At 70.3% G+C, this 19,372-nt stretch carries 17 protein-coding genes and 2 tRNA genes; 11 read left to right on the top strand and 8 right to left on the bottom strand.

Annotation, left to right across the window (positions count from 1 at the left end):
- Window positions 1-22 precede the first annotated feature (22 nt).
- Window positions 23-1,405 carry an amidase gene (locus AC068Z_RS21525; RefSeq protein ID WP_478557699.1) on the top strand — a complete coding sequence of 461 codons (1,383 nt, stop codon included), beginning with the start codon at window positions 23-25 and terminating at the stop codon, window positions 1,403-1,405.
- Here the strand turns inward: AC068Z_RS21525 and AC068Z_RS21520 are convergent.
- Window positions 1,386-1,880 (bottom strand): DUF3830 family protein, encoded by a 495-nt coding sequence (locus AC068Z_RS21520; protein WP_478557696.1) that lies wholly within the window; start codon window positions 1,878-1,880, stop codon window positions 1,386-1,388. The two genes, AC068Z_RS21525 and AC068Z_RS21520, sit on opposite strands and share 20 nt — an antisense overlap.
- 75 nt (window positions 1,881-1,955) lie before the next feature.
- Here AC068Z_RS21520 and ehuB point away from each other — a divergent pair, with 75 nt between their 5' ends.
- The 6 genes from ehuB to AC068Z_RS21490 all read left to right on the top strand — a co-directional run bounded on the left by ehuB (window position 1,956) and on the right by AC068Z_RS21490 (window position 6,145).
- Complete coding sequence (gene ehuB, locus AC068Z_RS21515; RefSeq protein ID WP_478558607.1) at window positions 1,956-2,861, top strand: ectoine/hydroxyectoine ABC transporter substrate-binding protein EhuB; 906 nt, start codon at window positions 1,956-1,958, stop codon at window positions 2,859-2,861.
- Complete coding sequence (ehuC, locus tag AC068Z_RS21510; protein WP_478557693.1) at window positions 2,858-3,568, top strand: ectoine/hydroxyectoine ABC transporter permease subunit EhuC; 711 nt, start codon at window positions 2,858-2,860, stop codon at window positions 3,566-3,568. Before ehuB ends, ehuC begins: the two co-directional genes overlap by 4 nt.
- Window positions 3,565-4,215, top strand: a complete 651-nt coding sequence (gene ehuD / locus AC068Z_RS21505) for an ectoine/hydroxyectoine ABC transporter permease subunit EhuD (RefSeq protein ID WP_478557690.1) — start codon at window positions 3,565-3,567, stop codon at window positions 4,213-4,215. Before ehuC ends, ehuD begins: the two co-directional genes overlap by 4 nt.
- Window positions 4,216-4,234: 19 nt before the next feature.
- Window positions 4,235-4,996, top strand: a complete 762-nt coding sequence (gene ehuA, locus AC068Z_RS21500; protein ID WP_478558604.1) for an ectoine/hydroxyectoine ABC transporter ATP-binding protein EhuA — start codon at window positions 4,235-4,237, stop codon at window positions 4,994-4,996.
- 165 nt (window positions 4,997-5,161) lie between these two features.
- Window positions 5,162-5,920, top strand: coding sequence for an IclR family transcriptional regulator (locus AC068Z_RS21495; protein WP_478557687.1), 759 nt, complete (start codon window positions 5,162-5,164; stop codon window positions 5,918-5,920).
- A 151-nt stretch (window positions 5,921-6,071) separates the two neighbouring features.
- Window positions 6,072-6,145 (top strand) — tRNA-Lys (locus tag AC068Z_RS21490).
- 56 nt (window positions 6,146-6,201) lie between these two features.
- On the opposite strand, the gene AC068Z_RS21485 is transcribed toward AC068Z_RS21490, so the two are convergent.
- The 5 genes from AC068Z_RS21485 to AC068Z_RS21465 form a co-directional block, all read right to left on the bottom strand.
- The gene (locus tag AC068Z_RS21485) at window positions 6,202-7,836 is read right to left on the bottom strand and encodes an AMP-binding protein (protein WP_478557684.1); all 1,635 of its coding nucleotides are present in this window, start codon (window positions 7,834-7,836) and stop codon (window positions 6,202-6,204) included.
- A 40-nt stretch (window positions 7,837-7,876) separates the two neighbouring features.
- Entirely contained in the window at window positions 7,877-8,020 is a 144-nt protein-coding gene (locus AC068Z_RS21480) for a hypothetical protein (RefSeq protein ID WP_478557681.1), read from the bottom strand.
- 67 nt (window positions 8,021-8,087) lie between these two features.
- Window positions 8,088-8,693, bottom strand: coding sequence for a lytic polysaccharide monooxygenase auxiliary activity family 9 protein (locus tag AC068Z_RS21475; RefSeq protein ID WP_478557678.1), 606 nt, complete (start codon window positions 8,691-8,693; stop codon window positions 8,088-8,090).
- 101 nt (window positions 8,694-8,794) lie between these two features.
- Window positions 8,795-9,928 carry an SPFH domain-containing protein gene (locus tag AC068Z_RS21470; protein WP_478557675.1) on the bottom strand — a complete coding sequence of 378 codons (1,134 nt, stop codon included), beginning with the start codon at window positions 9,926-9,928 and terminating at the stop codon, window positions 8,795-8,797.
- A 77-nt stretch (window positions 9,929-10,005) separates the two neighbouring features.
- The gene (locus AC068Z_RS21465; protein ID WP_478557672.1) at window positions 10,006-11,406 is read right to left on the bottom strand and encodes a peptidoglycan-binding protein; all 1,401 of its coding nucleotides are present in this window, start codon (window positions 11,404-11,406) and stop codon (window positions 10,006-10,008) included.
- A 176-nt stretch (window positions 11,407-11,582) separates the two neighbouring features.
- On the opposite strand from AC068Z_RS21465, the gene AC068Z_RS21460 reads away from it, so the two are divergent.
- From AC068Z_RS21460 to glxA, 3 genes are all read left to right on the top strand, one after another.
- Window positions 11,583-11,656 (top strand) — tRNA-Lys (locus AC068Z_RS21460).
- 607 nt (window positions 11,657-12,263) lie between these two features.
- The gene (locus tag AC068Z_RS21455) at window positions 12,264-14,252 is read left to right on the top strand and encodes a glycosyltransferase family 2 protein (RefSeq protein WP_478557669.1); all 1,989 of its coding nucleotides are present in this window, start codon (window positions 12,264-12,266) and stop codon (window positions 14,250-14,252) included.
- Complete coding sequence (gene glxA / locus AC068Z_RS21450) at window positions 14,249-16,186, top strand: radical copper oxidase GlxA (RefSeq protein ID WP_478557666.1); 1,938 nt, start codon at window positions 14,249-14,251, stop codon at window positions 16,184-16,186. Before AC068Z_RS21455 ends, glxA begins: the two co-directional genes overlap by 4 nt.
- A 37-nt stretch (window positions 16,187-16,223) precedes the next feature.
- Here the strand turns inward: glxA and AC068Z_RS21445 are convergent, their stop codons facing one another.
- Complete coding sequence (locus AC068Z_RS21445; protein WP_478557663.1) at window positions 16,224-17,240, bottom strand: glycoside hydrolase family 6 protein; 1,017 nt, start codon at window positions 17,238-17,240, stop codon at window positions 16,224-16,226.
- 161 nt (window positions 17,241-17,401) lie between these two features.
- On the opposite strand from AC068Z_RS21445, the gene AC068Z_RS21440 reads away from it, so the two are divergent.
- Complete coding sequence (locus AC068Z_RS21440) at window positions 17,402-18,175, top strand: ANTAR domain-containing protein (protein ID WP_478557660.1); 774 nt, start codon at window positions 17,402-17,404, stop codon at window positions 18,173-18,175.
- A gap of 530 nt (window positions 18,176-18,705) precedes the next feature.
- Here the strand turns inward: AC068Z_RS21440 and AC068Z_RS21435 are convergent.
- Window positions 18,706-19,371 carry a class F sortase gene (locus tag AC068Z_RS21435; protein WP_478557657.1) on the bottom strand — a complete coding sequence of 222 codons (666 nt, stop codon included), beginning with the start codon at window positions 19,369-19,371 and terminating at the stop codon, window positions 18,706-18,708.
- Between the last annotated feature and the right edge of the window lies 1 nt (window position 19,372).

The following is a 19,372-nucleotide window of genomic DNA, read 5'->3' as shown; positions in this document are numbered from 1 at the left end:
ACTTCCCACCGTTGGAGGGCGTATGACCGACCTGACCGGACTGACCGCCGTACAACTCCTCGACGGGTACCGCACGGGCGCGTTCAGCCCGGTGGAGGCCACGCGTGCCGCGCTGGAGCGGGCCGAGTTGATCCAGCCGGAGGTGAACGCCTTCGTGCGGATCACCGCGGACCAGGCCCTGGAGCAGGCCCGGGAGTCGGCCGAGCGGTGGCGGCGCGGGGAGCCGGGCGGGCTGCTGGACGGGGTCCCGGTCACCGTGAAGGACATCCTGCTGATGCGGGGCGCGCCCACCCTCAAGGGCTCCAGGACCCTCGCGGAGAAGGGGACCTGGGAGGAGGACGCGCCCTCCGTCGCGCGGCTGCGGGCGCACGGCGCCGTCTTCCTCGGCAAGACCACCACCCCGGAGTTCGGCTGGAAGGGCGTCACCGACTCGCCGCTGTCGGGTGTCACCCGGCATCCGCTGGACCCGACGCGCACGGCGGGCGGTTCCAGCGGGGGCGCCGCCGCGGCCGTGGCCCTCGGCGCGGGCCCGCTCGCGCTCGGCACCGACGGGGGCGGCAGCGTCCGCATCCCGGCGTCCTTCTGCGGGATCTTCGCGATGAAGCCGACGTACGGCCGGGTGCCGCTGTATCCGGCGAGCGCGTTCGGGACGCTGTCGCATGTCGGCCCGATGACGCGGGACGCGGCCGACGCGGCGCTGATGCTGGATGTGATCGGCGTCCCCGACTCCCGGGACTGGTCGGCGCTCGGCCCGGCGGCCGGCTCCTTCGCCGACGCCCTCGCCCGCGAGGGCGGGGTGCGCGGGCTGCGGGTGGCGTTCTCGCCCTCGCTCGGCGGACAGGTGGCGGTGCGCCCGGCGGTCGCGTCGGCCGTGCGGCGGGCGGTGGAGCGGCTCGCCGCGCTCGGGGCGTACGTCGAGGAGACCGACCCCGATGTCACCGACCCGGTGGACGCCTTCCACACCCTGTGGTTCAGCGGCGCCGCCCGGGTGACCCAGCGACTCGGGCCGCACCAGCGGGAGTTGCTTGACCCCGGGCTGCGCGAGATCTGCGCACTCGGCGCCCGGTACAGCGCCCTGGACTACCTGGCCGCGGTGGACGTCCGTATGGAACTCGGCCGCCGGATGGGCCGGTTCCACGACTCCTACGACCTTCTGGTCACCCCCACCCTGCCGATCACGGCGTTCGAGGCGGGCGCCGAGGTGCCCAAGGGCTCCGGGCACCGCCGCTGGACGGGGTGGACGCCCTTCACGTACCCCTTCAACATGACCCAGCAGCCCGCCGCCACCGTCCCCGTGGGCACGGACGGGGACGGACTTCCGGTGGGCCTCCAGCTCGTGGCCGCCCGGCACCGGGACGACCTGGTGCTGCGGGCGGCGCACGCCCTCATGTCCGACGGAAGCTGAGCGTCTCCCCCGCCGCGCCCGAGCGCCACAGGGCGTTGCAGGCGTCCGCCATCCCGGGAAGGCCCTCGACCACCTGGCCCCAGACGATGCCCGGCACCCAGCCGACATCGCCGTTGAGCAGCAGGTTGTTGCGCTCGTAGAACAGGGCCAGGTCGACGAGGGTGGTGCCGGGGCGGACCTCGCGGTCGTAGCCGTAGGCCTTGGTGCCCAGTTCGGCGCCCGCGAAGGCGAAATAGCACAGGTCGCCCGGAATGGGGGTGACGGTCGGGTTCTCCAGGGGTGGCTCGGTCCCGGCGAACGGCGGGAACAGGGCGTAGATCTCGTTGCGGGCGTACTTGGCGTGGTAGACGTCGCCGCTCAGGGGGAGGGCGTCCCAGACGGCCGCGCAGGTGATCGGTGCGCGGTCGTCCAGCAGCCTCGCCGTGCAGTGGATGTCCCGCTTCAGGAGCGAGACCTCGATGAACCGATCAGTCATGCGCTCCACGGTGCCCTCATCCCGCCCCACGATCCAGGGGGCATACATCGCATGGACTCGGGTAGCCGCGCCGCCATGGCTCCACCACTGGAACATTCCGAACACATATCCGGCACCACACGCCGATCGCTGCTCGCGGGGGTGGCGGCGCTCGGCGCGCTGGGCGCGGCCGGCTGCTCGCGGGTGGCCACCGCCTCCACCGAGGACGGCGGTGAGCTGCTGGACCGGCTGCGGGCCGCGGGCGTCGTACGGCTCGGGATCGCGGGCGAGATCCCGTTCGGCTACATCGACAAGGACGGCGAACTGACCGGCGAGGCGCCCGAGCTGGCGCGGGTGATCTTCAAACGGCTGGGCGTGGACCGCGTGCAGCCCGTGCCGACCGAGTTCGGCTCACTGATCCCCGGGCTCAACTCGCAGCAGTTCGACGTCGTGGCGGCCGGGATGTACGTCAATCCCGAGCGCTGCGAGCAGGTCATCTTCGCCGATCCCGACTACCAGATGCTCGACTCCTTCATCGTCCGCAAGGGCAACCCGAAGGGTCTGAACAACTACCAGGACGTCGTGGAGAAGAAGGCGAAGTTCGCGACCGGCACCGGGTACGCGGAGATCCAGTACGCGGTCGAGGCCGGGTACGAGGAGAGCGACATCCTCATCGTCCCGGACCAGGTCGCGGGGCTGAACGCCGTGGAGGCCGGCCGGGTCGACGTCTTCGCGGGGACGGCGCTGACCACCCGTGAGGTGGTGAAGAAGTCCGGCAAGGCCGAGGCGACCGAACCGTTCAAGCCGCTGGTCGGGGGCAAACCCCATGTCGACGGCGGCGCGTTCGCGTTCCGGCCCACCGAGACCAAGCTGCGGGACGCCTTCAACGTCGAGCTGCGCAAGCTGAAGAAGAGCGGCGAACTGCTGCGCATCCTCAAGCCGTTCGGCTTCACCGAGGCGGAGATGACGGAGCTGACCGCGAAGGAGCTCTGCGGCGGATGACTTCAGGACTCTGGGAACTGGTGCTCAAGGGTGTCTGGGTCACCGTCCAGCTCCTCGTGCTCAGCGCGCTGCTCGCCACGGCCGTGGCGTTCGTGGCCGGTATCGCCCGTACCCACCGGCTGTGGATCGTCCGCTTCCTCGCGGGCCTCTACACCGAGGTGTTCCGCGGGACCTCGGCGCTGGTGATGATCTTCTGGGTGTTCTTCGTGCTGCCGCCCGCCTTCGGCTGGCAGCTGGTGCCCCTGTGGGCCGGCACCCTCGCCCTCGGGCTCACCTACGGCGCCTACGGCTCGGAGATCGTGCGCGGCGCCCTGAACGCGGTCGACCCGGCGCAGAAGGAGGGCGGGATCGCGCTCAGCTTCACGCCCTGGCAGCGGATGAGGCTGATCCTGCTGCCGCAGGCGGTGCCGGAGATGATCCCGCCCTTCTCCAACCTGCTGATCGAGCTGCTCAAGGGCACCGCGCTGGTGTCGGTGATGGGCATGGGCGACCTCGCCTTCAGCGGCAACCTGGTACGGCTCGCGCTCCAGGAGAGCGCGGAGATCTACACGTACATCCTGCTCATCTACTTCGTGATCGCCTTCCTGCTGACCCGGCTGATGCGCGGGCTGGAGAAGAGGCTGAAGGCCGGGGTCGGGAAGCGGCCGGAGAAGAAACTCGTCGCGCCTGAGCCGGTGGGCACCGGCGTCGGGGGTGGTCTCGGATGACGTGGGACTGGGGAGCGGTCGCCGACTTCATGCCGCAGTTCTGGGACGGCCTGCTGGTCACCCTCCAGGCGCTGGCGCTCGGCTCGGTCATCGCCTTCGTACTGGGCCTGGTGTGGGCGCTGCTGATGCGGGTGCCGACCCGCTGGGTGACCTGGCCGGTCGGCGCGGTCACCGAGTTCGTGCGCAACACCCCGCTGCTGGTGCAGCTGTTCTTCCTCTTCTACGTGCTGCCCGAGTGGGGCGTCACCGCCTCCGCGCTGACCACCGGTGTCTTCGCCATCGGGCTGCACTACTCGACGTACACGATGCAGGTCTACCGGGCCGGCATCGAGGCGGTGCCGGCCGGCCAGTGGGAGGCCGCGACGGCGCTGAACCTGCCGCTCACCCGGACGTGGACCGCGGTGATCCTGCCGCAGGCCATCCGGCGGGTCGTGCCGGCGCTGGGCAACTACGTGATCGCGATGCTCAAGGACACGCCGATGCTGATGGCGATCACCGTGCTCGACATGCTCGGCGAGGCCCGGCTGTTCGCCCAGGAGCAGTTCCAGTTCACCGAGCCGCTGACGGTGATCGGCGTGGCCTTCATCGTCATTTCCTATCTGGCCTCCCTTCTTCTGCGAGCCCTGGAGCGACGCCTTGTCCACTGACATCCAGCACAGTCCCGAGATGAACCCCGCCGACAAGCGGTCCAGCGGCGAGCTGATCCGGCTCGAGCAGGTCACCAAGCGGTTCGGCGACAACACCGTCCTCGACCACCTCGACTTCTCGGTCCAGGCCGGCAAGCACGTCACGCTGATCGGTCCGTCCGGCTCGGGCAAGACGACGATCCTGCGCCTGCTGATGACGCTGACCAAGCCCGACGAGGGCACGATCACCGTGGACGGGGAGCGGCTGTTCCCGGCGCCGGAGAAGCAGGTCCGCGAGGTCCGCAAGAAGATCGGGATGGTGTTCCAGCAGTTCAACCTGTTCCCGAACATGACGGTCCTGCGAAACATCACCGAGGCCCCGGTCACCGTGCTCGGCATGTCCAAGGACGCGGCCGAGGAGCGGGCGCGGGAACTGCTGGAGCTGGTCGGGCTCACCGAGCACCTCGACAAGCACCCCGGGCAGCTCTCCGGCGGTCAGCAGCAGCGGGTGGCGATCGCGCGGGCGCTGGCGATGCGGCCGCAGGTGCTGCTGCTGGACGAGGTGACCTCGGCGCTGGACCCGGAGCTGGTCGCGGGCGTCCTCGACGTCCTCAGGGACATCGCGCGCTCCACCGACATCACGATGCTCTGTGTGACCCACGAGATGAATTTCGCCCGGGACATCTCCGACCAGGTGCTGATGTTCGACTCGGGCCGGGTCATCGAGGCGGGGGCCCCGGAGAAGATCTTCAGCGAGCCCGAACACGACCGGACCCGGGAGTTTCTCAGCGCGGTGCTGTGATCCCGACCTCCGGGGCATGGCCCTGTCATATGCCAGAGGGTTATCACCGCAGTTGAGGGCGTCGGAATCTTGTCAACAACCGCTCACTACAAGCCTCTTGGCAGCTATCGTTGAGTCGATTGGCTGACTGGAATCCGGCCCCACAAGCTAGCGCAGGGGGACACCGTGGAGCTGAAGCACGAGCCGACCGCGCCGTACCACTCGGCCCAGGACGCCTTGCGCGTCCTGGAGACGGTGGCACGGCACACCACCGGAATCACCGACGCCGAACTCGCCCGGCACACCACCCTCAGCCCGGAGCGCCTGACCAGCCTCCTGAGGATGCTGCGCCGCGAGGGGTACGTCGAGCAGGTCGCCGACGGCGCGTACGTCACCGGGGAGGCGCTGGCCCGGCTGGGCTCGGCGCACGACCGGGAGGCCGCGCTGCGCGAGAAGCTCCAGCAGACCCTGGACCGGCTGCGCGACTCGGTCGGCGCGGCGGTGTACATCAGCCGGTATGTCGACGGTGAGGTGAGGGTCACACAGTACGCGGCCGGGCCGGAGACTCCGGCGGTGAACGAGTGGGTGGACTTCCGGGTCTCCGCGCACGCGACGGCGGTCGGCAAGAGCCTGCTGACACAGCTGGACCACAACGGCAGGCGGGACCATCTGTCCCGGCACAAGATGGCCCGCCTCACCTCGCGCACGATCACCAGCGACAAGCTGCTGCTCTCCCGCCTGGAGTCGCAGCCGCCGACGGTGCCCGTCCTGGACCTCCAGGAGTACGCGATCGGCACGGTGTGCGCGGCGGTGCCGATCACCGCGGGTTCGTCCGTGGGGTGCCTGGCCCTGTCGCTTCCGGTGGAACACGCGCATCGCCTCCGGCAGGCGGCGGACGCGCTCAACCGGAACGCGGCGCCGGTTCTGCTGTCGCTGGCGATCTAGGTGCGTCGCGTTTCGACCGCGGGCCGGTGGGGGCCGGCCGCACCCCTGGACACGTACACCTGATCTTGGTCAAGAGCACCCCTCGGGACCAGGTAGTATTTTCTCTGTCGTCAGCCGCGAGACACCAAATCAAGCAGCTGACGTGAGTCATGCGCCGCTAGCTCAGTTGGTTAGAGCAGCTGACTCTTAATCAGCGGGTCCGGGGTTCGAGTCCCTGGCGGCGCACCGAAAGCGAAGGCTCCTCGCAGCAGCGGGGGGCCTTCACTCATTACCGGGGGGACTCAGGCGTCCCTGGCAGCGCACCTTGAAGGGTCCCTCGTGCTGACGAGGGGCCCTTTGGCGTCCTCCTGGGTCAGGGGGCGGTATGTCGGTTCGCCCGGGGGGCGCCACCACACCGGGTCCTGGCAGTGGACGCCCTCTCGGCGGAGCAAGGCGCGGTGGATCTTGTTTGTGGCCGTTACCGGTATGGCGTCCGTCACTCGGATGAACCTCGGGGCCATCTTCGTGCCGAGGTCCGGTTGGGAGAGCAGGAACTCCGTGAAGGTCAGCGGGTCGAACGTGCCGGCGAGGGTCGCCATCACCTGGTCCCCGGTCACCGGATCCGGCACCGCGTACACGGCGACGGCACGGGCACCGTCGTACCGCGCGAGGATGTTCTCGATCATCGCGGCGGCCAGGTTCTCCCCGTCCACCCGCAACCGGTCGTCCGCCCGCCCGGCGAAGTAGAGGTAGCCGTCGGCGTCCCGGCAGAACAGGTCTCCCGTCCAGTACGCCCCGTCCCGCCGCCGCTCGGCCTCCGCCCCCGGATTGCGCCAGTACCCCTCGAAGGGGCTCGGCCCCCGGTTGACCAGCTCCCCTATCGACTCGTCCCCGTTCAGCAGTCGCCCGCCGGAGTCGAAGCACGCGGCCGGACACTCCTGACCCGTCTTCGGATCGAGTACGACGAGACCGGGCACCGCCCGTCCCACCGCGCCCGCCGGCGTCCCCGGCGACCACTGGATCGCCGCGCCGCCCTCCGAGGAGCCGTATCCCTCCACCAGCCGCACCCCGAACCGCCGCTCGAAGGCCGCCGCGTCCGCCGCCCCCGCCTCGGTGCCGAAGCCGAGCCGCAGCGGGTTGTCGCGGTCGTCGGCGCGGGGCTCGGTCGCGAGGACGTACTGGATCGCCCGGCCGACGTAGGTGAAGTAGGTCGCCTCAAAGGCCCGTACGTCGGGGAGGAAGCCGGACGCCGAGAAGCGCCGCCGCAGGGCCACCCCTGCCCCGCGGGCGAGCGCGGGGGCCCAGTCGGCGATGACCGCGTTGCCGTGGAACATCGGCATGCAGATGTAGTGCACGTCCTCGGGCCCGACCCCGAACTGCCCGGCCAGCGACTCCCCGGCGGCGGCCAGGCGGCCCTGGGTGCAGATCGCGGCCTTGGGGGCGCCGGTCGAGCCGGAGGTGAAGTAGAGCAGCAGGCGGTCACGCGGGGTGGCGCGGGAGGGGTCGGGGCGCGCGTCGGCGTAGGGCGCGAGGAGGGCGTCGTACTCCTCGGAGCCGGTCAGCAGCAGCCGTACGCCGGGCAGGTCGAGGCCCTTGAGGAGGGGGACGTGCGTCGGCTCGGTGATCAGGACGCGGCACTCCGTGTGCAGGATGTCCCGGGCCAGTTCGGGGCCTCTGCGGGTGGTGTTGATCCCGGCGACCGCTGCGCGGGCGAGGGCGGCGGCGCCGAGCCAGAGCGGGTACTCCTCGGTGTTGTCGAGGAGAAGGCCCAGGTGCGGCGCCGCGCCGGGCGGCAGCAGGTCGGCCAGTAACGCCGCGCGAGCGGCGGCCCCGGCGGCCACCTCGTGATGGCTCAGCACCCGCCCCTCGCACCACAGCCCCGGCCGATGGTCACCCCAGCGCGCCCCTACGAGTTCGGCGATGCTCGTGGACTCCATGGGCGCGCACGGTAATTGACATGCCGTCAGATGTGGAGGGCTACGGCATCAGCCCGTGCTCCTCCTCGAAGCGCACGGTACGGCCGTCGCGGGTGGCGAACTCGTGGACATGGTGCTGCGTCGCGGAGCCGTCCCGCGTGGTCGCGAACGCCCGCAGACACAGGTACGCAGCGGTTTCCCGCACGCCGGGCCGGTTGGGCGGCGTGCGGGAAACCTACCCGCGGGGGGTGACGGAGTTGCTCAAGCGATGCTCAGAACGTGACGTCCGAGCAGGCGTAGAAGGCGTTGCCGGTGTCGTTGATCGTCCACACCGCCAGGATCACGTGTCGTCCGCTGAGCCCGGACGGCAGCGTGCCGCTGTGCGAGAGCGTGGACGGCGGCCGCTGACCGTTGTACGGCACCGTCAGGAACGGAGTGAGGTTGAGGTCGGAGCGGGCCAGGTTGTGGTTCTGGTTCCAGCCCTGCTTGGTGACGTAGTACTTGAAGTCCGTCGTGGCGTGCATGGCGGTGAACTGCCAGCGGAACGTGTAGCTCTGGCCGCCCCTGACACTCGTGGCCGGCCAGGCGCCGCCCGACGGGGTGCGTGGTGCGCTGAGCTGGCCGAAGTGGCCAACCCCGCCGTTGCATATCTGCCCGTCGGCCGGGCCGGAGCCCGGGAAGCCCTTGGGGCCCTCGACACTCTGCGGCTCCCACTGGATGGATCCGCAGTTGGTCACGGTGCCGTTCTGGCAGAGCTTCTGCCTGCTGATGGGGAGGTCGGTGTAGCCGTGGCCTGTGGCCCCGCCGGACGAGAGCACCAAGGCTCCGGTGGTGGCGAGACCGACCACGGCGGCAGACAACTTGGTCATTCTGCGCATGCTGCCGCTCCTGGGAACGTGGGGGATGTTCAGTGAGCTGTGCAGGGTAGGTCTAGACCAAGTCTGAGAGTATTGCCGTTAGTTGAACATGTCCATACCAATCACGAGCCCGATTCCCCGCGCCCCGCACAGAAGGCGACCGTCAAGTCCTTCACGAGCGCCTTGCGTTCGTAGTCGTCGAGTTCGACCAGGCCCCGCATGGTCAGCCGGGTCACCGTGTCCTCCACCGAGTCCACCACCGAGGTGAGCATCGAGGCCCGGTGCTGGGCGTCCAGCGCGACGATCCGGCGCCGGTGCATGGCGGCGGCCACCTCGGGGGCGTACTCCACCCGGACCGGCTGCACCGAGAACACCTCGACCCCGATGGGCGCCGCGTCGGCGGCCACCAGCCGGGTCAGCCGCTCCCCCGCCGCGTCCACCGTGCCGCGCCCCGACCCCGGCGCCTCCACCGGCACCCGCGCCAGCGCGGCCTCCACGCACTCGCGCAGGTACGCCTCGTGGTCCTCCACACCCAGCGTGGCCCGCGCGGTGTCCCGCACCCGCCACACCGCGAGGACCACCACCCGCAGCGCGACCCCGCTCGCGTCCGCCGCCGGCATCGGCTCACTGCGCCAGTGCCGCAGCCGTACGTCCACCCGGCGGCGCAGCAGCATCGGATTGACCCACATCAGCCCGGTGCGCCGGACCGTCCCCCGGTAGCGGCCGAACAGACCGAGCACCCAGGCCCGTCCGGTCCGGCCCCGGGCGAGCCCGCCGAAGCCGATCAGACCCAGGGCGCCGGCCCCGGCGTAGGCCGCCCACTGGGCGGGGCCGAGGGCCGCGCCCGCGTACGACGGCAGCCGCAGCGCCTCCAGCGCGAGCGGCGGGAGGGTTCCCGCCCACCAGGAGGTGACCGCGCAGCCCGCGAGACCGCAGGCCCCGGCGAGCACCCCGGCCGAACCCGGCAGCACCCGCGCGGGCCGCTCGACCAGCTCCGGGTCCACGTCCGGCACCGACCGCGCCCGCGCGGCGGCCGGCCGGCGCAGGCGGGGCTGTTCCCCCGTCCCCTGCCGGCGGCTGACGACCGCGGGCTTCAACGGGACGGACACCGGTTCGGGCTCGTCACGGAAGAGCAGATGGACCGGGATCTCGGTGGTGACCTCGTTCTGGATCAGCCGGGCGGGACGGGGAGCCGGGTGCTCGGGCCGCCCCTCGGACTCCGGTGTCGGCGGTGTGGACGAAGTGGTCGTGCTCATGCGTGCCTCCAGCCTCCGCGCCAGATGCGTCACAACAGATGTTCAGGAAGGGCTTCAGAAGGGCTTCGGAAAGGGCTTCAGGAAAAGAGCCGTCGCCAGGTCTCCGGGCCCGGGTAGCCGTCCGCCGCGCCGCCCCGCCAGCCCTGGGCGCGCTGGAAGGCCTCGACGTTCCGCCGGTCCGCCTCGCCCCAGCGCGGCCCGGGACCGGTCGTGTAGTGCTTGCCGAACCCTTTCTTCACGAGCTGCTTCCCGAGCAGCGTGACGTAGGAGTTGTTCGCGCCGGGCCGCAGCAGCGCCCGCCCCGGATACCCGGGCACCCCGTGCGAGGCGGGTGGCGCGGGCGGTCCGGCGGCTCCGGCGTTGACGTCCCGGCCGCCCCCGGTGACCAGCAGTTCCCAGGTCAGCGGCCCCGGCAGCCCGTCCGCGTCCGGGCCCCGCCAGCCCTGCGCGTACTGGAAGGCCTGGGTGGCCCGCCGGTCGGCGTCCGACCAGCGCGGCCCGGGACCCGAGGCGTAGTAGCGGCCCGCTCCGCGCTCGACGAGCATGCGGCCGAGCCGGGTGACGTACTTGTTGTTGGCCCCGGGCCCGAAGTAGGCCCGCCCGGGGTAGGGCGTCGAGCCGGGCTCCCCGGCATCCGGCCGGTCGCCGCCCGGCTTCTCGCTGCCCGGCTTCTCGCCGCCGGGCGTGCCGGTGTCCGGCGCGGAGCCCGCCGTACCGCCGGCGAGGCCCTTGTAGCGGTAGGCGACATAGCGGTCGGAGTGGCTCCAGTAGGCGTACGGGGTGGACTGCCTGCGGGCGTACGGGCGGGTCGACTCGTAGGCGATGTAGTAGGTGTGGGTGTAGTCCGTCCAGCCGCCGAAGATGACGACGTGCGAGCCCTTCTCGGGGTCCGCCGGGTTGTGGAACAGCAGGATGTCGCCCGGCTGGAGGTCGTCCTTCAGGATCCGCACGCCGTACTGGTCCAGCGATCCGGTCCACTCGTTGCCGGGCAGGTTCCAGGCCATCGAGACGAACCCCGAGCAGTCCTGCCGGTACCCGTCCGACCAGTACTGGGACATGCTGTACGGCACCCGCGCCGCGACCCACAGCTTGGCCCGCCTGATGATGTCCGCCCGGGTGGTCGTGGGAGCCTTGGCGGGCTTGGCCGGGGTCCCGCCCGGGCCGTGCAGCGGGGCCTTGCTCCCCTGCGGGGTGTCGGGTTCGTCGGCGCCGGGGAGGCCCGCGGGAAGGCTCGGCCGGCCGGGTGTCTGCGGGGCGGGTGTCTGCGGGGCGGGTGTCTGCGGGGCGGCGAGCGCCGGTACGGCGTGTCCCGCGCCGAGCGCGGCCGTGGCGGCGGCCGCCACGATCACCGTCCGGTGGGCCGGGTGGGCGCCGGTGCGGCCCGCCGCGGAGTGCGGCAGGACGCGGCGCCAGTGGACGCATCCGGGGCAGTCGCAGTCGTTCGTGGGATCGAATTCCTCGAAGACCGGAGTCCCCATGCGATGCCCCTCACATTCCGGATGGAAATGTCCGCGTGTGTACACATTCGCCAGTTTCTCAACCGTCTTCCGCACGCGCATGTTGACGGTCCGAATGATGTACAGGGCCATCCGGGGGCCCGCCGGGCACGGTCCGGAGCACCCTCCCAGGTCAGGTAGAGTTACGACGTCAGCAGGCGCCGCTAGCTCAGTTGGTTAGAGCAGCTGACTCTTAATCAGCGGGTCCGGGGTTCGAGTCCCTGGCGGCGCACGGACGGTGGAGGCTCCTCGCGACAGCGTGGGGCCTCCGCTCTTGGTCGGGTTGGTACGACCTGCAGGGGCGGCTGGGGGTCTGGGGGTTATCCCCCAGGGAGTGCAGCATCAGCGGGTCCGGGGTTCGAGTCCCTGGCGGCGCACCGACACCGGAAGCCCTTCGTGGAAGCGAGGGGCTTCCGGCGTATCCGATGTCCACCGGAAGTCCCTCGTAAGAGCGGGAGCCTCGGCATATCCCCGCATCCACAACAGGTCCACAAGACCCCCACAGGCGCCACAATGAACGCGTATGACCGGTAAACACCGCGTTTCGCATCTTGCGATCATGCTGAACGCCGTAGAACCCTGGTTCTTCAAGATGCTGCGGTTACGCGGCAGTTGGGGGGCAAGGAGCCGGTTGCCCGATTCGGCGGGGAGAGGGGCCCCGTTCACGATCGGATGCCGAGGGGGGCATCATGCAACCGGAAGGTCGCGGTTCCATGTCTATGAAGTGGAAGACGTGGTGACTGTGACCCACCACTGATACGTCTGTGACGGTCGAGGGGGACCGAAGCAGACGAAGGAACCGACAGACACGCGGCGACCTGCGTGTGGGGGGATGACTCATGACGTCGACGCCGACGGGCGCCCGGCCGAACTCCGACCCGTCACAAACCACTCAGCTCAGAGTGCCTACGCACCGGACCGGGGCGTTCCGGCGGATCAAGAAGACACTGCCGAAGTATGACTACGAGCACTACAGCAGGCTGGCCGGTCCCCTCACCCAGCCCGACCCGAACAAGCCGTACCGGGTCCAGTACCGCTCGCTGATCTCGCAGGAGCCGCACCGGATCAGGGTCGCGCTGATGCTGGCGGCCGCGCCGCTGCTCTCGCTGGTCCTGCTGGCCTGGCTGCTCCAGCCCGAGCACTGGACGGAACGCGACTACCCGGCCTACGACTTCCTGCCGACGCTCGACGTCGTCATGCTCGTCTCGATCGGTCTGATCGAGTTCTTCCGCTGCATGAACGTCCTGTCGAACGCGCACGCCACCCTGGTCGCCCGCGACCCGATCCCGGTGGTGCCCGAGACCGGCACGAGAGTGGCCTTCCTGACCTCCTTCGTGCCCGGCAAGGAACCGCTGGAGATGGTGACGAAGACCCTGGAGGCGGCCGTCAAGCTGCGCCACCGGGGCCTGCTGCACGTCTGGCTGCTCGACGAGGGCGACGACCCGGCGGTCAAGGAGGTCTGCGCCCGGCTCGGCGTGCACCACTTCTCCCGCAAGGGCATCGCGAAGTGGAACCAGCCCAAGGGCCCGCACCGCGCCAAGACCAAGCACGGCAACTACAACGCCTGGCTGGACGCGCACGGCGACAACTACGACTACTTCGCCTCCGTCGACACCGACCACGTGCCGCTCCCCAACTACCTGGAGCGCATGCTCGGCTTCTTCCGCGACCCGAACGTCGGCTTCGTCATCGGCCCGCAGGTCTACGGCAACTACGACAACTTCGTCACCAAGGCCGCCGAGTCCCAGCAGTTCCTCTTCCACGCCCTCATCCAGCGTGCGGGCAACCGCTACGGCTCCCCGATGTTCGTCGGTACGTCGAACGCCGTACGCATCAAGGCGCTGAAGCAGATCGGCGGTCTGTACGACTCGATCACCGAGGACATGGCGACCGGCTTCGAGATCCACCGCCACAAGAACCCGGCGACGGGCAAGAAGTGGCGCTCGGTGTACACCCCGGACGTGCTGGCCGTCGGTGAGGGCCCGAGCGCCTGGACGGACTTCTTCACCCAGCAGATGCGCTGGTCGCGAGGGACGTACGAGACGATCCTCAAGCAGTACTGGAAGGGCTGGTACTCGCTGCCGCCGAGCAAGCTCTTCAACTACACCATGATGATCATCTTCTATCCGATGTCCGCCCTGAACTGGATCCTCGCGGCCATCAGCTGCGCCCTGTTCCTGGGCCTCGGCGCCTCGGGTGTGGACATCGACCCGACCATATGGCTGATGCTCTACGGCAACGCCTCCGCGCTGCAGATCGGCCTCTACGTCTGGAACCGCCGCCACAACGTCTCGCCGCACGAGCCGGAGGGCTCCGGCGGTGTGGCCGGCATGGTGATGTCCGCCCTGTCCGCGCCGCTGTACGCCAAGGCGCTGATCGACTCGGTGCTGCGCCGCAAGAGCAAGTTCGTCGTCACCCCCAAGGGCGACTCGGCCAGCCCCGACCGCTGGTTCGGAACCTTCCGCTACCACTGGTACTTCATCCTGATCTTCGGCGCCTCGATCGCCGCCGGCTTCGTCTACGGGCACTCGCACCCCGCGATGGTCATCTGGGCGACGTTCGCCATGCTGATCACGGCCACGCCGATCTTCGCCTGGCGGCACATGCTCCGGCAGGCGAAGAAGAAGCCGCCGACTCCGGCCGAGCCGGACCCGGCCACACCGGTCGTGCCGCACCAGGCCCAGCCGCAGCCGCTGCCCGCCCAGGCGGGCACGCACCACAGCCCGCAGCACAAGCCGAGTTGGGCCGCCGCCCAGCAGCCCTCGGCCGGCGGCACCGACCAGACCATGCAAATCGCCCTGGGTGGACTTGGGGGACGTAAGGAATGAAAGACCAGGCCGGCCGCCGCCGTGTCCGTCGACTCACGATAGGCACGGCGGTGGTGCTCGCGCTGGCCGGGATGAACGGTCCGTGGCTCTACCGCTTCGGCACCGAGAAATACCACCAGTACCAGATCAACAGACCGGAGTACAAAGCCGACAACGGTCACTGGGAGATCGTCGACTTCCCGGAGGAGTACCGGCAGAACACCATCCACGCGGCGCTGCTGCGCACCGGGAAGGTGCTGCTCGTCGCGGGCTCCGGCAACAACCAGGAGAACTTCGACGCGAAGAGGTTCGACACCCGGATCTGGGACCCGGTCAAGGGCACCATCAAGAAGGTGCCGACCCCGAGCGACCTGTTCTGCACGGGGCACACGCAGCTGGCGAACGGCAATCTGCTGATCGCCGGCGGCACCAAGCGGTACGAGAAGCTCAAGGGCGACGTCACCAAGGCCGGCGGCCTGATGATCGTCCACAACGAGAACCCGGACGAGCCGATCACCCTGCCGGCGGGCACCAAGTTCACGGGCAAGGAGAACGGCAAGACGTTCGTCTCCAAGGACCCGGTGCTGGTGCCGCGCGCGAAGAAGGTCTTCGACCCGGACACGGGCGAGTTCCTGCGCAACGACCCGGGGCTCGGCCGGATCTACGTCGAGGCGCAGAAGAGCGGCTCGAAGTACGAGACCGGCACCGAGGACAACTACCGGGTGCAGGGCCTGTCCGGCACTGACGCGCGTAACACGTACGGCATCGCGCAGAAGCTGGCGCTGGACAAGAAGGACTTCCAGGGCATCCGGGACGCCTACGAGTTCGATCCGGTCGCCGAGAAGTACATCAAGGTCGACCCGATGAAGGAGGCCCGCTGGTACCCGACGCTCACCACCCTGAGCGACGGGAAGATCCTCAGCGTCTCCGGGCTCGACGACATCGGGCAGTTGGTGCCGGGCAAGAACGAGGTGTACGACCCCGAGACCAAGAAGTGGACGTACACCGAGAAGGTCCGGCAGTTCCCGACCTACCCGGCGCTGTTCCTGATGCAGAACGGCAAGGTCTTCTACTCCGGGTCCAACGCGGGATACGGCCCTGACGACGTCGGGCGTGACCCCGGTGTCTGGGACGTGGAGACCAACAAGTTCACCAAGCTTCCCGGACTGAGCGACGCCGACCAGCTGGAGACCTCCGGGACCGTGCTGCTGCCTCCGGCGCAGGACGAGAAGTACATGGTGATCGGCGGCGGTGGCGTCGGCGAGTCCAAGCTGTCCAGTGAGAAGACGCGGCTGATCGACCTGAAGGCCGACAGCCCGAAGTTCGTGGACGGGCCGTCGATGGAGAAGGGGACGCGGTACCCGCAGGCCTCCGTGCTGCCCGATGACACCGTGCTGGTGTCGGGCGGTTCCGAGGACTACCGCGGGCGCGGGGACTCCAACATCCTCCAGGCGCGGATCTACGACCCCACCGCCAACTCCTTCGACCAGGTCGCCGATCCGCTGGTCGGGCGGAACTACCACTCCGGTTCGGTGCTGCTGCCCGACGGCCGCGTGATGTTCTTCGGGTCGGACTCGCTGTACGGCGACAAGGCGAACACCAAGCCGGGGAAGTTCGAGCAGCGGATCGAGATCTACACGCCGCCGTATCTGTACCAGGGGTCCCGTCCGTCGCTGTCCGAGGGGACGAAGACCATCGAGCGGGGTGAGACGGGGACGTTCACCTCGCAGCACGCCTCGTCGATCAAGAAGGTACGGCTGATCCGGCCGAGCGCGGCGACGCATGTCACGGACGTGGACCAGCGGTCCGTCGCGCTGGACTTCACGACCGAGGGCGACAAGGTGACGGTGACCGTGCCGGAGAACAAGAACCTTGTCCAGGCCGGGTGGTACATGCTGTTCGTCGTGGACGACCAAGGGGTGCCGTCGAAGGCGCAATGGGTTCGGATCCCCTGAAAGCGAATCCCCGCGCCCCTGACGGGGCGCGGGGAGGTCACTTGGACGCCTTGGCCAGTCCGAGCGCGTACTCCGCCCACCACTCGCCCGCCTTCGGGCCGCCCTTGCACTCGCCGTCCGATTCGCCGGGGCGCTTGACCCAGACGTAGGCGTCGACCAGGGGGTCCGCCGTCTTGGTGGTCGGCGTCTCTCCCAGGGCCCGGCCCGGAGGGTTGCACCACCGCTCGTTCGGGTCGCCCTCCTCGTACGGGCCGTTGCCGTTGCGGCTGGTGTCGATGACGAAGGGCTTGTCGCCGACCTTGGCCGAGAGGTTCTTGCCGTACTCGATGGAGTCCTCGGTGGTGTAGAAGTTCGAGACGTTCACCGCGAAACCGTCGGCCTGCTCGATGCCCGCCCACTGGAGGGGCTCGAAGATCTGGTCGGGGTCGCCCCAGCCGGCGTTGCCCGCGTCCAGGTACACCTTGGTGTTCTTCAGCGACTTGAGCTTCTCCACCGCGCCCTTGAGGAGGTCGTAGCGCTCCTCGTGGAACTCGTCCGGAGTGCAGCCGTCCACCAGGTGCAGGACCGCGTCCGGTTCCAGGATGACCGTCGCCGAGCGCTCGCCGATGCCCGCCGCCACACCGTCGATCCAGTCGCGGTAGGCGTTGCCGTCGGCGGCGCCGCCCTGTGAGTACTGGCCGCAGTCGCGGTGCGGGATGTTGTAGAGGACCAGCAGAGCCGTACGGCCCGCCTTGTCCGCGGCCTCGGTGAAGCCGCGGGCCTGCTCCTCGGGGCTCTCCGGGCCGATCCACTCGCCGGTCGGCTGCTCGGCGATCTTGCGGATCTGCTCGGCGTCGGCGTCCTTGCCGTCCTGCTCGTAGTCGGCCACCTGCTGGGCCGCGTTTCCGTCGGGGTTGACCCAGAACGGGTCGATCTCCTTGGGCTGCTGGGTGATTCCGGCGCCGGCGCTTTCCGGCTCGTCACCACCGTCGTCGGAGGAGCATCCCGAGACCAGCAGCGCCGCCCCCAGCACCACCGCGGACGCGCCCCTCCGGGCCCCCCTACTGCCGTACATCCAACTCCCCCTTGGGTGCACTGTTCCAAGCCTCAATCCTGACATACGCGTCCTGGTACCCACGATGGCGGTCGAGCCTTGTCCGCGAGCTGTTACACCCCTGGGGGTGAGGGTAGGTGCGCCGCTGAGTGGGGAGGGCGTCAGGGGAAGGGACGTGGGCCATGCAGTGCACCACTCGGGAGACCCGGCTGGCCGCCGCGCTCGTGGAGGCGGCGGACACGCTGACCGACGGATTCGAGACCGCCGACTACTTACAACGCGTCTGCGACCACTGCGTGGACCTGCTGAGCGCGCGGGCGGCCGGGTTCATGCTGATCGACGGAGGCCGTACCGTCTCGCTGGCCGGGAGCAGCCGGCAGCGGGAGCTCGCGCTCGACCTGCTCCGGGCGCAGTCCGGCGGCGGACCCTGCCTGGACAGCTACGGCACCGGGAAGCCGGTGCCGCCGGTCTCCATCGGCGTCGCGCACGCGGGTGCGCGCTGGCCGGTGTTCACCGAGCGGGCGCTGCGGCACGGGGTGGCGGCGACCTTCGCGGTACCGCTGCGCCGCCGGGAGACGCTGCTGGGGGCGCTGAACGTGTTCGTGCCGACGCTGCCCCAGGACGCGGAGGGCGGCGGCGGTGAGCTGCGGCTGGCGCAGGCGCTGGCCGACGCGGCGGCCGTGGGCCTGCAGAACCAGCGCACGCACGCCCGGTACCGCACGCTGGCGGGCCAGTTGCAGGAAGCGCTGTCGAGCAGGGTGCGGATCGAGCAGGCCAAGGGCATGCTCGCGGAGCGCTGGCAGACCGGCGCGGACCACGCCTTCGTGGCCCTGCGGCAGTACGCGCGACGCCACCGCCTGCCGCTGGACCGGGTGGCACAGGCCGTCATCGACCGGATCGCGGACGACACGGAACTCCGACGCGAGGCCGGGGGCGGGCCGGGCGGGCGGCCGTAGACAAGGGCTCTGGGCCGAGGGACGCGGCGGGCAAGCGGCCGCAGACAAGGCTCCGAGCCGAGGGACGCGGCGGGCGAGCGGCCGCAGACAAGGCTCCGAGCCGAGGGACGCGGCGGGTGAGCGGCCGCAGACAAGGCTCCGAGCCGAGGGGCACGGCGGGTGGGCGGCCGTAGGCGAGGGCTCTGGCCGAGGGGCGCGCGGCGAGGGGAGTGGTCGTGGGGATGTGAGCGGTCGTGGGGGAGGGCCCTAGGCCACTGCCCCCATCCGTCATAGAGTCGTGTCAGACGGCCCCAGCCCCCGGCCTGTCGCCTCCCCCCGTGATGACCACTCCAACCTCCCGCGCCTGCCGCCGGGTTACTCCCGCAGCCCGAGCGCGCGCGGTCGAGGGCCGGCCCGGTCGGCGGCTTCGGGGGGAGCGGGTCGTCGACCGGGCCAGGTGGCCTTCTCCTGCCCATGCCTCACAGGCCGTTGCCCGCTCACAGGCCCGTGCCCGCTCACAGGCCCGCGGCGGCTCACACACCCGTGCCCGCTCACAGACCCGTGCCCGTGAGGTACGCCGACACCACGACGTTCGCCGTGTAGCTGCGGCTGGTTCGGTCGAAGGTGCCGCCGCAGGTGATCAGCCGGAGTTCGGCGCGACCCGGCTCGCGGGGGCCGTAGGCCTGGCGGGCGTCGAAGCGGTCGCGGGTGACGACCTGGACGTCGTCGACGGTGAACTCGGCGGCCCGGCCGTCGTCGCGGATGACACGGACCGTCTGACCCGGCTTCAGCACGCTGATCTTGTAGAAGACGGCGGGCTTGGTCTCGGTGTCGACGTGCCCCACCAGCAGCGCCGTCCCGGGCGCACCGGGCGCCGCGCCGGCGGCGTACCAGCCGACGACGCCGGGCTGGTCGAAGGGCGGCGGGTCGACGGCGCCCTGGGAGTCGAGTCCGCGGGCCACCACGGGGGCCTGCACCCCGAGTCCGGGTATGTCGACGCGCTGTGGAAGGGCGTCGCCGAGCGGCCGCGCGGGGGGCGGCATCGCGACGTCGGGCGGGCGGCCCACCGCCGCCATGTCGCCGGTGGTGGGCGTGGATATCCCGTGCCGTACGTCGGTGGCGTCCCGTCCCCACAGCCACAGCCCGAGCAGCAGTACGGCCCAGGCCGTACCGGTGAGCAGACGGCCGGAGAGGCGCGAACGTGGATGTCCGGACATG

Source organism: Streptomyces sp. NPDC043726, from assembly GCF_056436565.1.
Note: the sequence above shows the minus strand (reverse complement) of the source record. Positions and strands in the feature narration are given on the sequence as shown.